12 protein-coding genes are annotated in these 14,230 nt (G+C 65.1%); 9 read left to right on the forward strand and 3 right to left on the reverse strand.

Annotated features, from left to right (window positions below; genetic code table 11):
• Nucleotides 1–10: 10 nt before the first annotated feature.
• The 6 genes from KFK14_RS02790 to KFK14_RS02815 all read left to right on the forward strand — a co-directional run bounded on the left by KFK14_RS02790 (nt 11) and on the right by KFK14_RS02815 (nt 8,755).
• Nucleotides 11–1,303, forward strand: coding sequence for a cytochrome b (locus KFK14_RS02790; protein WP_070157657.1), 1,293 nt, complete (start codon nt 11–13; stop codon nt 1,301–1,303).
• Between the two features lie 15 nt (nt 1,304–1,318).
• Complete coding sequence (locus tag KFK14_RS02795) at nt 1,319–2,182, forward strand: cytochrome c1 (RefSeq protein ID WP_212609795.1); 864 nt, start codon at nt 1,319–1,321, stop codon at nt 2,180–2,182.
• A gap of 107 nt (nt 2,183–2,289) precedes the next feature.
• Entirely contained in the window at nt 2,290–2,826 is a 537-nt protein-coding gene (locus tag KFK14_RS02800) for an adenine phosphoribosyltransferase (protein WP_212609796.1), read from the forward strand.
• Between the two features lie 99 nt (nt 2,827–2,925).
• Complete coding sequence (locus KFK14_RS02805; RefSeq protein ID WP_212609797.1) at nt 2,926–4,131, forward strand: efflux RND transporter periplasmic adaptor subunit; 1,206 nt, start codon at nt 2,926–2,928, stop codon at nt 4,129–4,131.
• The gene (locus KFK14_RS02810; protein ID WP_212609798.1) at nt 4,131–7,307 is read left to right on the forward strand and encodes an efflux RND transporter permease subunit; all 3,177 of its coding nucleotides are present in this window, start codon (nt 4,131–4,133) and stop codon (nt 7,305–7,307) included. The genes KFK14_RS02805 and KFK14_RS02810 overlap by 1 nt, the downstream gene beginning before the upstream one ends.
• Nucleotides 7,304–8,755 carry an efflux transporter outer membrane subunit gene (locus KFK14_RS02815; protein WP_212609799.1) on the forward strand — a complete coding sequence of 484 codons (1,452 nt, stop codon included), beginning with the start codon at nt 7,304–7,306 and terminating at the stop codon, nt 8,753–8,755. Before KFK14_RS02810 ends, KFK14_RS02815 begins: the two co-directional genes overlap by 4 nt.
• A gap of 134 nt (nt 8,756–8,889) precedes the next feature.
• Here KFK14_RS02815 and KFK14_RS02820 read toward each other — a convergent pair whose 3' ends face one another.
• From KFK14_RS02820 to cobU, 3 genes are all read right to left on the reverse strand, one after another.
• Nucleotides 8,890–9,183 (reverse strand): TFIIB-type zinc ribbon-containing protein, encoded by a 294-nt coding sequence (locus KFK14_RS02820; RefSeq protein WP_212609800.1) that lies wholly within the window; start codon nt 9,181–9,183, stop codon nt 8,890–8,892.
• A gap of 5 nt (nt 9,184–9,188) precedes the next feature.
• A complete protein-coding gene (locus KFK14_RS02825) occupies nt 9,189–9,881 on the reverse strand; it encodes a Bax inhibitor-1/YccA family protein (RefSeq protein ID WP_212611002.1) in 693 nt (230 codons plus the stop codon).
• A 266-nt stretch (nt 9,882–10,147) separates the two neighbouring features.
• Nucleotides 10,148–10,660 (reverse strand): bifunctional adenosylcobinamide kinase/adenosylcobinamide-phosphate guanylyltransferase, encoded by a 513-nt coding sequence (gene cobU, locus KFK14_RS02830; RefSeq protein ID WP_212609801.1) that lies wholly within the window; start codon nt 10,658–10,660, stop codon nt 10,148–10,150.
• 90 nt (nt 10,661–10,750) lie between these two features.
• Here cobU and KFK14_RS02835 point away from each other — a divergent pair, with 90 nt between their 5' ends.
• Genes KFK14_RS02835 through KFK14_RS02845 form a run of 3 tightly spaced genes read left to right on the forward strand, consistent with a single transcriptional unit; the run spans nt 10,751 to nt 14,143 of the window.
• Nucleotides 10,751–11,767 carry an aminotransferase class I/II-fold pyridoxal phosphate-dependent enzyme gene (locus KFK14_RS02835; RefSeq protein WP_212609802.1) on the forward strand — a complete coding sequence of 339 codons (1,017 nt, stop codon included), beginning with the start codon at nt 10,751–10,753 and terminating at the stop codon, nt 11,765–11,767.
• Nucleotides 11,760–12,698, forward strand: coding sequence for an adenosylcobinamide-phosphate synthase CbiB (gene cbiB / locus KFK14_RS02840; protein ID WP_212609803.1), 939 nt, complete (start codon nt 11,760–11,762; stop codon nt 12,696–12,698). The genes KFK14_RS02835 and cbiB overlap by 8 nt, the downstream gene beginning before the upstream one ends.
• Nucleotides 12,686–14,143, forward strand: a complete 1,458-nt coding sequence (locus KFK14_RS02845) for a cobyric acid synthase (RefSeq protein WP_212609804.1) — start codon at nt 12,686–12,688, stop codon at nt 14,141–14,143. The genes cbiB and KFK14_RS02845 overlap by 13 nt, the downstream gene beginning before the upstream one ends.
• Nucleotides 14,144–14,230 lie beyond the last annotated feature (87 nt).

Below are 14,230 nucleotides of genomic sequence, written 5' to 3' on the forward strand. Positions count from 1 at the left end.
GTAAAGATCCATGAGTTTCCCCTGGGCAGCACATTACACCCCCAAGGCGCCGCTGATGAAGTGGATCGACGAGCGTTTGCCGCTCCCGCGCCTTGTCTATAACAGCATCGGCGCCGGGTATCCGGTTCCGCGCAACCTGAACTATATGTGGAACTTCGGCGTCCTGTCGGGTCTCGCACTGGTCATCCAGATCGTCTCCGGCATCATCATGGCGATGCATTACGCCGCCAATGATCTGGTCGCGTTCGGCACGGTCGAGCATGTGATGCGCGACGTGAACAGCGGCTGGCTGATCCGCTACGCCCACGCCAACGGCGCGAGCTTCTTCTTCATCGTGGTCTATCTCCACATCTTCCGCGGCCTTTTCTACGGATCGTACAAGGCGCCGCGCGAAATGGTGTGGCTGCTCGGCCTCGTCATCTACCTGCTGATGATGGCCACCGCCTTCATGGGCTATGTGCTTCCCTGGGGCCAGATGAGCTATTGGGGCGCGAAGGTGATCACCGGCCTGTTCGGCGCGATCCCCGTGGTCGGCGAGCCGATCCAGACCTGGCTGCTGGGCGGTTTCGCACCGGGCAACGCCGCGCTCAACCGCTTCTTCTCGCTCCACTATCTGCTGCCGTTCGTGATTGCGGGCGTCATCATCCTGCACATCTGGGCGCTGCATATTCCGGGGTCCAACAACCCGACCGGCGTTGATGTGAAGGGTCCGCAGGACACTGTGCCTTTCCACCCCTATTATACGGCGAAGGACGGTTTCGGGGCGGGCGTGTTCCTGATCCTGTTCTCGATCCTGCTGTTCTTCGCGCCCAACTTCCTGGGCCACCCGGACAATTATATCGAGGCGAACCCGCTTTCGACGCCTGCGCACATCGTGCCGGAATGGTATTTCTGGCCCTTCTACGCGATCCTGCGCGCCTTCACCTTCGACTTCTTCTTCGTTCCGGCGAAGCTGCTCGGCGTGCTGGCGATGTTCGCGGCGATCCTGCTGCTGTTCTTCCTGCCCTGGCTGGACAATTCGCCGGTACGTTCCGGCAAGTTCCGCCCGGTGTTCAAGCAGTTCTTCATCGTGCTGTGCATCGACGTGCTGATCCTGGGATGGTGCGGCGGCGCACCGGCGACCGCGGGCTATGTCATGATCTCCCAGATCGCGGCGGCCTATTATTTCGCCCACTTCCTGATCATCTTGCCGTTGATCGCGATGTTCGAAAAGCCGCTGCCGCTGCCCAACTCGATCACAGAGGCGGTGCTGGCCAAACATAATCTGCAGGGCGAAGAGCCCGCCGCCGTACCGGCCGAATAAGGGGACCCACCGGACATGCTTCGCGCCATCCTGATCGCCATCGGCGTCTTCTTCTCCGGCATGATGCTCTACTCCTTCGGGGCGAGCACCTATGCCTATCTGACCGACCCGGCGGCGCCGACGGCGGAGGAGGAGTTCCACCTTCATCCCAAGGAAGTGCACTTCTCCTTCAATGGCCCGCTCGGCCATTATGACCGGCAGCAGCTTCAGCGCGGCTTCCAGGTGTTCAAGGAGGTCTGCTCGGCCTGCCACAGCCTGAAGTTCGTCGCCTTCCGCGATCTGGAGCAGCTCGGCTATTCCGAGGCAGAGGTGAAGGCGATCGCCAAGCAGTGGACGATCAAGGCGCCTGACGTCGATCCCAAGACCGGCGAGCCTTCGACCCGCGATCCGGTTCCGGCGGATCATTTCCCGAAGCCCTTCGCGAACAATGTCGCGGCGGCGGCGGCAAACAACAACGCCATTCCGCCTGACCTGTCGCTGATGGCGAAGGCGCGGCATGACGGCCCGGCCTATATCCATTCGCTGCTGACCGGCTTCCAGAGCCAGGAAGGCTTCAAGAATGCCAAGGGTAAGGAGCTGCTGAAGGAGTTCCCGGACTCCAAGACGCCTGAGGGCCTGCACTTCAACCCCTATTTCGCCAACCTGAACCTGGCGATGGCGCCGCCGCTCTCGGCCGAAGGCCAGGTGAGCTACAGCGACGGCACCAAGGCGACCGTGGACCAGATGGCGACCGACGTCTCCGCATTCCTGATGTGGACCGCCGAACCGAAGCTGGAAAGCCGCAAGAGCACCGGTATGGCCGTGCTGTTCTTCCTGCTGATCGCCACGGGCCTTGCCTATCTGTCCTACCGGAACATCTGGGCCGACAAGAAGCATTGATGCCGGCCGCCCGGCGACGAGCGGCATGTGACAAGTCGAGCGGCGCGGTTCCTTATGCGAACCGCGCCGTTTGTCTTTGAAGGGACTGGCCGAGAAGGGACTGGCCGATGACACCCGATGAACTGAAATCGCTGGTGCGGGCGATCCCCGACTTTCCAAAGCCGGGCATCCAATTTCGCGACGTCACGACTCTGCTGGCCGATCCCGCCGGGCTGAAGGCGGTGATAGACGGCCTTGCAGCGATCGCCCGGCCTGTCGATGCGGACCTAGTCGTCGGGATAGAGGCGCGGGGCTTCATTCTGGGTGCGGCGCTGGCCGTCGCGCTGGGCACGGGCTTCGTCCCGGTGCGCAAGGCGGGCAAGCTGCCCGGCAAGACCGTGGGCATCGATTATGTGCTGGAATATGGCACCGACCGGCTGGAGATCCATGCGGGCCAGGTGCCGGTTGGCGCGCGGGCGATATTGGTCGACGACCTGATCGCGACCGGTGGAACGGCATTGGCGGCGGCACAGTTGCTCCGCGAACAGGGTGCGGCCGTGGAAATGGCGTTGTTCGCGATCGATTTGCCTGAATTAGGGGGCATGAACGCCCTGAAGGCGGACGGCGTCGCGGCGTCCGCGCTTATGGATTTTGCCGGGCATTGATGTAAGGAAAGATTACACGCACAAATTTGTGCCCTACCAGAGGGGAAATTATATGCGTTGCATCTTGCAATCCTTATTGCGCCGCAACAAATAGCCGCCATGCGTTTCTCGATCCTCTCCGCGGCGATCGCCGCGACCCTCCTGGCCGCCTGCTCTGGAGGAAAGCCTCCCGCTCCGCCGCCGCCCGGCGTGACGCTGGCCACGCCGCTGCAGCGCGAGGTGACGGATTGGGATGAATATGTCGGCCGGTTTGAGGCCGTGCAGGGCGTCGAGGTGATGCCGCGCGTCTCCGGGCAGATCACCAGCATCAATTTCCGCGCCGGGCTGAGCGTGCCGTCCGGCCAATTACTGTTCCAGATCGACCCGCGCCCGTATCGCGCCGCGCTGGAGCAGGCGAAGGCGCAGGTGTTGCGGTCGCAGGCCGCGCTGGCCAATGCGCAGAGCGAGATGAAGCGGTCGGAGGAGCTGCGCAAGTTCCAGGCCGTGAGCCAGGAGGAGAATGAAACCAAGCTGGCGACCCTGCGCTCCGCCCAGGCCGATCTCGCGGCTGCGAAGGCGGCGGCGGACGCCCGCGCCCTCGACCTCAGCTTCACCTCCGTCCGCGCGCCGATCAGCGGCCGTGTGTCCGACCGGCGCGTCGCCATCGGCGATTATGTGACGGCGGGCCAGACCCTGCTGACCACGGTCGTCACCGTCGACCCCATCTGGTTCAGCTTTGAGGGCGCGGAAAGCTTCTACCTCAAATATATCCGCCAGGCGGCGAAGGGCGAACGCGCCTCGTCCCGCTACGCCGCCAATCCGGTGGACATCCAGCTCGCCGACGAAACCGGCTATAACTGGCATGGCCGGATGATCTTCGTCGACAACGCCATCGACAACAACAGCGGCACGATCCGCGCCCATGCCGAAGTGCCCAATCCCAAGGGTTTTCTGGTGCCCGGCATGTTCGGCCGCGCCCGCCTGCTGGGGTCCGGCACCTATAAGGCGCTGCTGGTTCCTGATGAGGCCATCGTCACCGATCAGACCCGCAAGCTGGTCTATCTGGTCGGCAAGGATGGCAAGACCATTGCCCGTCCGGTGGAAACCGGACCGATGGTGGAGGGACTGCGCGTCATCAAGGAAGGCGTGAAGCCCGGAGAAAAGATCATTATCGACGGGCTGGCCAGGCTGCAGCCGGGCATGGCCGTCACACCGCGCGAGGGCAAGATAGCGCCGCGTAATAATGTGGTGCCGACATCCGATCCTTCGCAGGCGCCTCAGTCTGACGCAGCCAAACCCTCTACGGACGGAAAAGGCGCGCGCTGATGCGTTTCCCGCATTTCTTCATTGATCGGCCGATCTTCGCGGCCGTGATGTCGATCCTCGTGATCATCATGGGCCTGGTCGCCTATCCGACCCTGCCTGTTGGCCAATATCCGGAAATCGCGCCGCCCACGGTTGTCGTGCAGGCGAGCTATCCGGGGGCATCGGCCGAAACCCTGGCGGAAACGGTCGCGGCGCCGCTGGAAGAGTCGATCAACGGCGTGGAGGACATGATCTACATGTCCTCCTCCTCCACCGCGTCCGGTTCCCTGCAGATCACCGTCACCTTCAAGCAGGGAACGAACGTCGATCAGGCGCAGGTGCTGGTCCAGAACCGTGTTTCCACGGCGGAACCGCGCCTGCCGGAGGAGGTGCGCCAGATCGGCGTCACCGTCCGCAAGAATTCACCGGATCTCCTCATGGCCATAGGTCTCCACGCGACCGATGGCTCACTATCGACCCAATATATTTCCAATTACGCCACGCTGCAGATCAAGGATCGGCTGGCGCGCATTCCCGGTGTCGGCGGCATTCAGGCGTTCGGCGCCCGCGACTATAATATGCGGATTTGGATCGATCCCGATCTTGCGTCTGCGCGCAACATGACCGTGGATGAGATCACGACGGCGATCCGGTCGCAAAACGCGCAGGTGGCCGCGGGGTCGGTGGGTCAGCCGCCCTTCAATGCCGCCGGTACGGCGTTTCAGCTCAACATCCAGACCAAGGGCCGCCTGACGACGCCGGAGGAATTCGGCCAGATCATCGTCAAGCGGGACAGTCAGGGCCGCCTGACGCGCCTGCGCGATGTCGCCCGGATCGAACTGGGCGCGCAGGATTATCTCATCAACAGCTATGTCGATGGAAAGCCGTCGATTGGCATTCCCATTACCCAGTTGCCGGGGTCGAACGCTCTCGAAACGGCGGACGCCGTCCGGACGGAGATGGCTTCCCTCGCCAAAAATTTCCCGCCGGGGATGGAATATACGATCCCCTACGATCCGACGGAATATATCACCGCATCTATCGAGGCGGTCGAACATACGCTGTTTGAGGCGTTGGTCCTCGTCTCCCTGGTCGTTCTGCTGTTCCTGCAAAGCTGGCGCGCGGCGCTTATTCCCATCCTGGCCATTCCCGTCTCGCTGATCGGCAGCCTTGCGGTGATGGCGGCCTTCGGCTTCTCTCTCAACAACCTGTCGCTGTTCGGGATCGTCCTTGCGATCGGCATCGTCGTGGACGATGCGATCGTGGTCGTGGAAAATATCGAGCGTCTGATGGAGGAGGAGGGGCTTTCGCCCCTTACCGCCGCGCATAAGACGATGGATGAAGTGTCCGGGGCGCTGATCGCGATTTCGCTCGTGCTTTGCGGCGTGTTCATTCCCACGGCTTTCATTCCCGGCATTTCCGGCCAGTTCTATAAGCAGTTCGCCCTGACCATTGTTGGCGCGACGGCCATTTCCTGCTTCGTGTCGCTGACGCTTTCGCCCGCGCTTGGCGCCTTGATCCTGAAGCCCAAGCATGAGACCGAACCGGCTGAGGGGTGGCGCGGCCTTCCGGGCCGGTTCGCTCGCGGCTTCAATCGCGGCTTTTCGATGCTCAGCGACAGATATGGGCGGCTCACGGCGCGGACCGTACGCGCGCTGGTGCTGATCGGTGTGTCTTATGCGTTGCTCCTGCTGCTCGCGGGATGGCGGTTCACACAGACGCCGACCGGCTTCATTCCCGCCCAGGATCAGGGCTATCTGATCGCCGTTCTGCAAATGCCGCCCGGCGCGGCCCTGCAGCGCACCGATGAGACGACGCGCGAGATTCTGACCGACCTGTCCAAAAATCCCTCGGTCAAGGGAACGATCGCCTTTGCCGGTCTGGACGGGACCACCTTTACGCAATCGCCGAGCGCTTCGACCATCTTCGTGCCGTTGAAGCCGCATTCCGAACGCAAGCCCGCGCCCCAGATCGCCGGTGAACTCATGCAGGCTTTCTCAAAGATCACGGCGGGCAGCGTGTTCGTCATTTCCCCGCCTCCGGTTCGCGGCATGGGCACGGGCGGCGGCTATAAGCTGATCATCGAGGATCGCGGCGGCGCCGGGTACAAGGCGCTGGAAGCGGCCACTTTCCAAATGATGATGGCGGCCAACCAGACGGAGGGTCTGACGTCGGTTTTCACGACATTCAGCACCCGCACGCCCCGCCTCTATGCGGAGATCGACCGGCAGAAGGCGGAGCAGATGGGCGTTCCAGTCGACAATATCTTCGCCACGCTCGGCACCTATCTGGGGTCGTCCTATGTGAATGACTTCAACTATCTGGGCCGCACCTTCCGCGTGACGGCGCAGGCGGATGCGCCGCATCGGGATGATGTGGATGATATAGGCGGTCTCCGGACCCGCTCGGCGAACGGCACGATGGTCCCGCTTGCATCGGTCATGACCCTGCGTAACGACAGCGGCCCCTATCGCGTATTCCGCTACAATCTTTATCCCTCTGCTGAACTGCAGGGTGAAACCGTGCGTGGATTTTCCAGCGGCCAATCCCTCGCGGCGATGGAGGGGCTGGCGCAGAAGATCCTGCCTGCGGGCTTCTCCCATGAATGGACCGAAATCGCCTATGAACAGCAGCGGGCGGGCAATACCGGCATGATCGCCTTCGGCCTTGCCGTCGTGTTCGTGTTCCTCCTGCTCGCCGCGCAATATGAAAGCCTGATGCTGCCGCTGGCGGTGATCCTGATCGTGCCGATGTGCCTTCTGGCGGCTATCCTTGGCGTCAACCTGATGGGCGGCGACAATAATATCCTGACGCAGATCGGCTTGGTCGTGCTGATCGGCCTTGCGGCGAAGAATGCGATCCTGATCGTGGAGTTCGCGCGCCAGGGCGAGGAGGAGGGGCTGGACATGCGCGAGGCGGCGGAACGCGCCGCGCATCAGCGCCTGCGCCCGATCCTGATGACCTCCATCGCCTTCATCCTTGGCGTGCTGCCGCTGGTGATCTCCACCGGGCCGGGCGCGGAAATGCGGCAGGCGCTGGGCATCGCCGTGTTCTTCGGCATGATCGGCGTCACCTTCTTCGGCCTGCTGTTCACGCCCGCCTTCTACGTGATCAGCCGCAGCCTGGGCGAAAAGGTCAGCACATGGGTGCGGGAACGCCGCGGCAGGCGCGCGCCGGACGGGGAGGCAAGCGCATGAGGCGTCTCCTGCTTTCCGCCAGCGCCGTTCTGGCGCTCTCCGCCTGCGCCGTCGGGCCGGATTATCACGCGCCCAAGCCGCTCGCCCCCGCGCAGACGGACCTGAAGGAAGCGACGGCGGGGGCCACCCTCTCGGTCGACCCGCTGCCCGAAAAATGGTGGCGTTTGTTTGACGATCCTACGCTTGACGGGCTGGTCGAAAAGGCGCTGGCGCATAATACCGACCTGCGCGTCGCTGCCGCCAACCTCAAGCGCGCGCGGGCGGTGCTGGGCGAGGCGCGGGCCGCCCGTCTGCCGACCACCAATGTCAGCGCGCAGGGCACCTATCAGCAGATCGGCATCGGCAATCCGCAGATGCAGGGGCTGAGCGGGCCGATCCGCACCGATTTCTACACCGCCGGATTTGACGCTTCCTATGAGCTTGACCTGTTCGGCGGCGTCAGCCGGTCGATAGAGGCGGCGCGCGGCGATTATGGCGCGGCGCAGGCGGCGCTGGACGCGGCGCGGGTCTCTATCGCGGCGGAAACCGCCCGCACTTACGCCTCGGCCTGCGGTTTCGGCGCGCAGGCGGCGACAGCGCGGGAGACGGTGGAGCTGCAGGCCAAGACGCTTGACTTGACCCAGCGCCTGCTCTCCGGCGGACGCGGCACGCAGCGGGACGTTGATCAATCGACGATCCTGGTGGAACAGGCGCGCGCGCAGGCGGCGACATTTGAGGCGGAGCATCGCGCGGCGCTCTATGCGCTGGCCGTGCTGACCGGCGAACCGCCCGCCAGCGCAGAGGCCGCCATTGCCGCCTGCACTGTGCTGCCGACGGTGAAGCAGCCCATTCCGGTGGGCGATGGCAAGGCGATGCTGGCCCGCCGCCCCGACGTGCGGGAGGCGGAGCGGACGCTGGCGGCGGACACGGCGCGGGTCGGCGTGGCGACGGCCGCGCTCTATCCCTCGATCACCCTGCTGGGGTCGATCAGCGTCGGCGGCACCCAGGTATCGGACCTCACGAAAAGCGATTCGATCAGCTATTCGGTCGGGCCGCTGCTCAGTTGGAATTTCCCGTTCAGCGGTGCGGCGCGCGCGCGGGTGCGTCAGAACAAGGCGATTGCCGAAGGATCTCTGGCGAGTTTCGACAAGGCGGTGCTGACCGCGTTGCAGGAAACCGAGCAGGCGCTGGCGCGGCTGAAAGGCGCCGTTGACCGGGAGGCGTCCCTGTCCCGCGCGATGGCCGCCGCGAACAGCGCGTCCTTCATCGCTGAAAAGCGGTTCGACGCCGGCTCCGACAGCTTCCTGCAATTGCTGGTGGCGCAGAATGACCGCGCCAATGCCCGCGCCGCGCTGGCCCAGGCGCAATCGGACCGGGCGGAGGCGCAGGTGGCGTTGTTCAAGGCGCTTGGCGGAGGCTGGGAAGGCGCGCCGGTTCCCACGGCGATCTCGGCGGCGGGGGAGGAGTAAGCTCTTTTACTCCGTTCGGGCTGAGCGAAGTCGAAGCCTTCCACTGAACGAAGTGAAGTGCCTTCGCTACGCTCTGGTAGCCCCTTCGACTTCGCTCAGGGTGAACGGAGATATTCTAATCTTCGCCTCACCCCCTAATCGAACAGCTCCTCCAGGAAGCTCTTCTTCCGCTTCTTCCCATAATAGCCGTCCTGCCCGCCATAACCCCGGTCGGGGCGATAGCTTTGCTGGGGCGCCGCCTGCGGCATGGCCTGGGGGGCGGGCTGGGCGCAGTTGCGCTCGATGATCTTGTCGAGCTCGCCACGGTCCAGCCACACGCCCCGGCATTGCGGGCAATAGTCGATCTCGACGCCCTGCCGCTCCGACATGGCCAGGCCAGTGCTGCAGACGGGGCAGAGCATCGAGGATACGGCTTGCGGGTCGCGCATCGCGATTATTCCCGCTCGCCCATCAGGTTCAGCAGAAGCTGGAACAGGTTCACGAAGTTCAGGTACAGCGACAGCGCGCCCATAACCTCCAGCTTCGCGGTCGCCTGCGTGCCCGCATAGTGGAGATAGTCGGACTTGATCCGCTGCGTGTCCCATGCGGTCAGGCCGGTGAAGATCACCACGCCCAAAATCGACACGACAAGCTGCAGCGCCGACGAGGCCAGGAACAGGTTCACCAGGCTGGCGACGATGATGCCGATCAGGCCCATCATCAGGAATGATCCCATCTTCGTCAGGTCGCGGCCGGTGGTGTAACCCCACAGGGCCATCGCCAGGAACATCACCGCCGCGGCGAAGAAGGCCTGGGCGATCGACGCGCCGGTAAAGACGATGAAGATGCTGGCCAGCGACACGCCCATCACCGCCGAAAAGGCGTAGAAGGCGGTGCGCGCGCCCGCATCCGTCATCTTGTCGATGCGGAAGGTAAAGAAGAACACGAACGCCAGCGGCGCGAAGATCGCGACCCACTTCAGCGGCGTGCCGAAGATCGGCTGATACAGGGCAGGGGTGTTGCCGATCACTGCGGCGACAATGCCGGTGATGATCAGGCCGATGCCCATATTGCGGAAAACGCCGAGCATATGGCTGCGCAGGCCGGCGTCGACCGTTGCGGCGTCTGCGCGGGAATAGCCCGGCATGGGATAGGGGTTGTTCACTCTACGCTCCGTCCTTGTCAAAACTAAGGATCGAGTACGTCCGGGAGGGGAGAATTTGGGGGGTAAATCCTCGCAACCTGCACCGAGCGCACTCGATGCGGTCCGACATCACGTCTGGTGCGCCCTGTCCTGCAGAACGCCGCCAGCCGCCAGAGGGGCCCGGCCCGCTCCCATAGTATTGGCAAGTCGATGGCGCTTTTCAAGGGGCAAAGGGTCCCTTGGCGGAACTCTGCGGCCGATTCGGCTTATTATTTAAGGCGCAGCAACAGGCCGGAAACAATCATCACGGCTTCGCTGCATGCGGCCGCCACCGCCTGATTGACGCGCCCGGCCGCGTCGCGAAATTCGCGGGACAGCGCATTGTCGGGCACGATGCCCAGCCCGACCTCATTGGTGACGAGGATCATCGGCCCCTTCGCCTGTTCGATTGCGGCCGCCAGCCGGGCGGTCTCCGCCGCTATGTCATACCCCCCGAACATCAGGTTCGACGTCCACAGCGTCAGGCAGTCGATCAGCAGGATTCGCGAGGGATCGGCCTGTTCCGCGATCAGGTCCGCCAACGCCACCGGGCACTCGATCGTTGTCCATTGCGGGCCGCGTTCGCCCCGGTGCCGGTCGATGCGCGCCGCCATTTCCGGGTCGCCCGCCTGCGCCGTGGCGATAAAGACCGGCGACAGGCCGGATTTCTCCGCCTCGGCCAGCGCATGGCTGCTCTTGCCGGATCGCGCGCCGCCGGTGACGAACAGGGTGCGGGGTTTCATCGCGTGCTCCATCATTGGCTGGCCCGTAATAAACTGGCCCATAATAAACTGGCGCTGCCTTCCGCTGCCGGTAAAGGGCTTGGCGGACAAATGCGACAGACAAAGCGACGGGCAAAAGGACAGGCGTTGGAACCATGGTGGGTGCATGGCGGACGATTGGGGGAGGCGCAGGCCGCCTTCCCGGACGCGCCGCGCCCATGGATCGACCTGTCCACCGGCATCAACCCGCATGCATGGGATGTGACGCAGGCGGGGCCGGTCGACTGGATAAGGCTGCCGGACGAGGGTGCGCTGGCGGCCCTCGAAAGCGCGGCGGCTGCGCATTTCGGCGTGGATGCAGCGTCCGTCTGCGCCGTGCCGGGCAGCGAGATGGCTCTGCGGATGCTGGACATTCTCGACCTGCCGCAGCCGTACCGGCACATGGCCCCCAGCTACGGCACGCATGCGGAGGCGTTGCCGGGCAGTATCGCCGTCGCACAGGACGCAGCAGGGGCGGGCAACGGCACGCTGCTGCTGGCCAACCCCAATAATCCCGACGGCCGCCTGTTGCCCGCCGAACGCTTGAAAGCCTTGATGGCGCAAGGCGAAACGCGGGTCGTCGATGAGGCCTTCGCCGATGCCGTTCCAGGCGCGTCGCTGCTGAGCGGCGGAGTGGATGACCGGCTTGTCGTCCTGCGCTCCTTCGGCAAATTTTTCGGACTGGCCGGGCTGCGGCTTGGCTTCGTGGTCGCCGCGCCCGCGCGCCTCGCGCCGCTCCGGCGGCGGCTGGGAAGCTGGCCGGTGTCGGCGGCCGCCATCGCCATCGGAACGGCCGCCTATCGCGATGCGGAATGGATCGCCAACATGCGCGCGCAACTTTTGAAGGACGCCGCCCGTCTGGATGCCCTGCTCCACGCACATGGGTTGGACCCGCAGGGCTTATGCCCCCTGTTCCGGCTGATCCGGTTGGAGGATGCGGGCGCGCTGTTCGACCGTCTGGCGCGGCGCGGCGTCCTAACCCGTCCGTTCGACTATGCGCCGGACTGGCTGCGCATGGGCCTGCCCGCCGATGACGCCGCCTACGCCCGGCTGGACGCGGCGCTTGGGGCGGCGCTGGCCGATGGCTGAACCCGTTGCCCTGTGCGCGCTGGTGCTGGATGCCGCGATCGGCTGGCCGCAGGCGCTTTACCGGCGCATCGGCCACCCCGTTGGGACCTTCGCTTTCGTCATCGCATTTTGCGAACGCCGCTGGAACGATAATCGCCTGTCCGACGGCGCGCGCAGGGCGCTTGGCGTGGTGACGCTGATAGGGCTGACCACCCTCGCATTCGGTATCGCCTTTGTCGTGCAGGAGGCCGCCCGGCACCTGCTTGGCCGCTGGTCCTGGGTGGCTGTTGGAGTCCTCGCCTTTCCCGCAATCGCGCAGCGCAGCCTGCACGATCATGTCGCAGCCGTGGCCCGCCCGCTGGAGACAGGGAGGCTTGAGGAAGCGCGCACGGCGGTCGGCATGATCGTCGGCCGCGACACCGCTGCGTTGGATGAAGCGGGCATCGCGCGCGCGGCGATAGAAAGCCTCTCCGAAAGCTTCTGCGACGGCATCGTCGCGCCCGCCTTCTGGCTGCTCGTCCTCGGCCTGCCGGGCGTGTGGGCCTATAAGGCGATCAATACGGCGGACAGCATGATCGGTCATTATGAACCCCGCTGGCGCGCTTTCGGCTGGGCGGCGGCGCGGACGGACGATGTCGCGAACCTCATCCCCGCGCGGCTCGCCGGGCTGCTGATCTGCATCGCTGGCCGGGGCGGGTGGCGCATCATGCTCCGCGACGCCCGCAAACATGCCTCACCCAATGCGGGCTGGCCGGAGGCGGCGATGGCGGGCGTGCTGGGGGTAAGGCTGGCCGGGCCGGTCAGCTATGACGGGGTGACGCACGCCAAGCCGTGGATCGGTGAGGGTGGCGCTGATGTCTCGACCGCCGATCTGCGCCGGTCGCTGCGCATCTATCGCACCGCGTGCCTGCTGCTATGGATCATCGCCGGGGGTGTCGCATGGGCGCTGTGATGCTGCAGGGCACGGGGTCGGATGTCGGCAAGTCGGTGCTGGTGGCGGGGCTTTGCCGCGCGCTCGCCAATCGCGGCCTCACCGTTCTGCCGTTCAAGCCGCAGAACATGTCGAACAACGCCGCCGTCACCGCCGATGGCGGAGAAATTGGCCGGGCGCAGGCGCTGCAGGCGATCGCCTGCCGGACGGAGCCGATCGTCGACATGAACCCGGTGCTGCTGAAGCCCCAGGCCGATCACACCTCCCAGCTCATCGTCCACGGCAAGGTGCGCGGCACGCTGGGCGCGGGCAATTTCCGCATGGCGCGCGGCGCGCTGCTGGGCGAGGTGATGGAAAGCTATCGCCGCCTGCGCGCCGCCTGCGATGTCGTGGTGGTAGAGGGTGCGGGATCGCCCGCCGAGATCAACCTGCGCGCCGGGGACATCGCCAATATGGGCTTCGCACGGGCGGCGGATGTGCCGGTGGTGCTGGTCGGCGACATCGACCGGGGCGGCGTGATCGCGGCGGTCGTCGGCACCCGCGCGGTGATCGACCCGGACGACGCAGCGATGATCCGGGGTTTCCTGATCAACAAGTTCCGGGGCGATCCCGCGCTGTTCACGGACGGCTATGAGGAGATTGCGCGGCGGTCCGGCTGGCCGGGGCTGGGCGTCATCCCCTGGCTGCCCGGCGCGTCCCGCCTGCCCAGCGAGGATGGGGTCGTGCTGGAGCGGGCGGCAAAGCGGGCGTCTGGCCGGATCATGATCGCCTGCCCGATCACGCCGCGTATCTCCAATTTCGACGATCTCGACCCGCTGAAGCTGGAGCCGGGCGTGGAGCTTGTCATGGTCCCGCCGGGAAAACCCATTCCCGCGGAGGCGTCGCTGATCATATTGGCGGGGTCAAAGGCGACGATCGCCGATATGCAGTATCTGCGCGCGGAGGGCTGGGACATCGACATCCGCGCGCACTACCGCCGCGGCGGGCACATCCTTGGCCTGTGCGGCGGCTATCAGATGCTCGGCCGGACCATCGCCGATCCCGAAGGCATCGAAGGACCGGCCGGAACGGTCGAGGGGCTTGGCCTGCTCGACGTCGAAACCAGCCTCAGCGGCGCCAAGACGCTGGAACGGGTAACTGGCGAGGCGCTTGGCGAACCGTTCGAGGGGTATGAGATGCATATGGGCGTCACCACTGGCCCGGATGCCGCCCGCCCCGCCGCGCGCTTCTCCGGCGGGCAGGAGGATGGCGCAATCTCCGCCGACGGCCGTGTCGCGGGCACCTATATCCACGGCCTGTTCGCGCATTCCGCGCAACGGCGCGCATGGCTCTCCCGCATCGGCGTAGCCTCCGCCGGGACCGACTATCGCGGCTCTGTCGATGCCGCGCTGGACGAGATCGCCGCCACGCTGGAAACCCATGCCGATATCGACGCCATCCTCGCACTGTCCATGAAGGCGGCATGACAAAAAGGTCAGGAACGGGCGGGGGGCTGGCCGTCGATTAAGCCTTCGTGCATATGCGCGGAGATAGAGGCATCCAAATCCCTGCCC

Origin of the sequence: Sphingobium phenoxybenzoativorans (assembly GCF_018286635.1) — a bacterium.
GTDB lineage: Bacteria > Pseudomonadota > Alphaproteobacteria > Sphingomonadales > Sphingomonadaceae > Sphingobium > Sphingobium phenoxybenzoativorans.

Excerpts from the sequence above, each read along its gene's own strand:
- KFK14_RS02800 (WP_212609796.1), top strand. The coding sequence starts at position 2,290 with ATGACACCCGATGAACTGAAATCGCTGGTGCGGGCGATCCCCGACTTT.
- KFK14_RS02810 (WP_212609798.1), top strand. The coding sequence starts at position 4,131 with ATGCGTTTCCCGCATTTCTTCATTGATCGGCCGATCTTCGCGGCCGTG.
- KFK14_RS02835 (WP_212609802.1), top strand. The coding sequence starts at position 10,751 with ATGCGACAGACAAAGCGACGGGCAAAAGGACAGGCGTTGGAACCATGG.
- KFK14_RS02790 (WP_070157657.1), top strand. The coding sequence starts at position 11 with ATGAGTTTCCCCTGGGCAGCACATTACACCCCCAAGGCGCCGCTGATG.
- KFK14_RS02845 (WP_212609804.1), top strand. The coding sequence starts at position 12,686 with ATGGGCGCTGTGATGCTGCAGGGCACGGGGTCGGATGTCGGCAAGTCG.
- cbiB (WP_212609803.1), top strand. The coding sequence starts at position 11,760 with ATGGCTGAACCCGTTGCCCTGTGCGCGCTGGTGCTGGATGCCGCGATC.
- KFK14_RS02795 (WP_212609795.1), top strand. The coding sequence starts at position 1,319 with ATGCTTCGCGCCATCCTGATCGCCATCGGCGTCTTCTTCTCCGGCATG.
- KFK14_RS02805 (WP_212609797.1), top strand. The coding sequence starts at position 2,926 with ATGCGTTTCTCGATCCTCTCCGCGGCGATCGCCGCGACCCTCCTGGCC.
- cobU (WP_212609801.1), bottom strand. The coding sequence starts at position 10,660 with ATGAAACCCCGCACCCTGTTCGTCACCGGCGGCGCGCGATCCGGCAAG.
- KFK14_RS02820 (WP_212609800.1), bottom strand. The coding sequence starts at position 9,183 with ATGCGCGACCCGCAAGCCGTATCCTCGATGCTCTGCCCCGTCTGCAGC.
- KFK14_RS02825 (WP_212611002.1), bottom strand. The coding sequence starts at position 9,881 with ATGCCGGGCTATTCCCGCGCAGACGCCGCAACGGTCGACGCCGGCCTG.
- KFK14_RS02815 (WP_212609799.1), top strand. The coding sequence starts at position 7,304 with ATGAGGCGTCTCCTGCTTTCCGCCAGCGCCGTTCTGGCGCTCTCCGCC.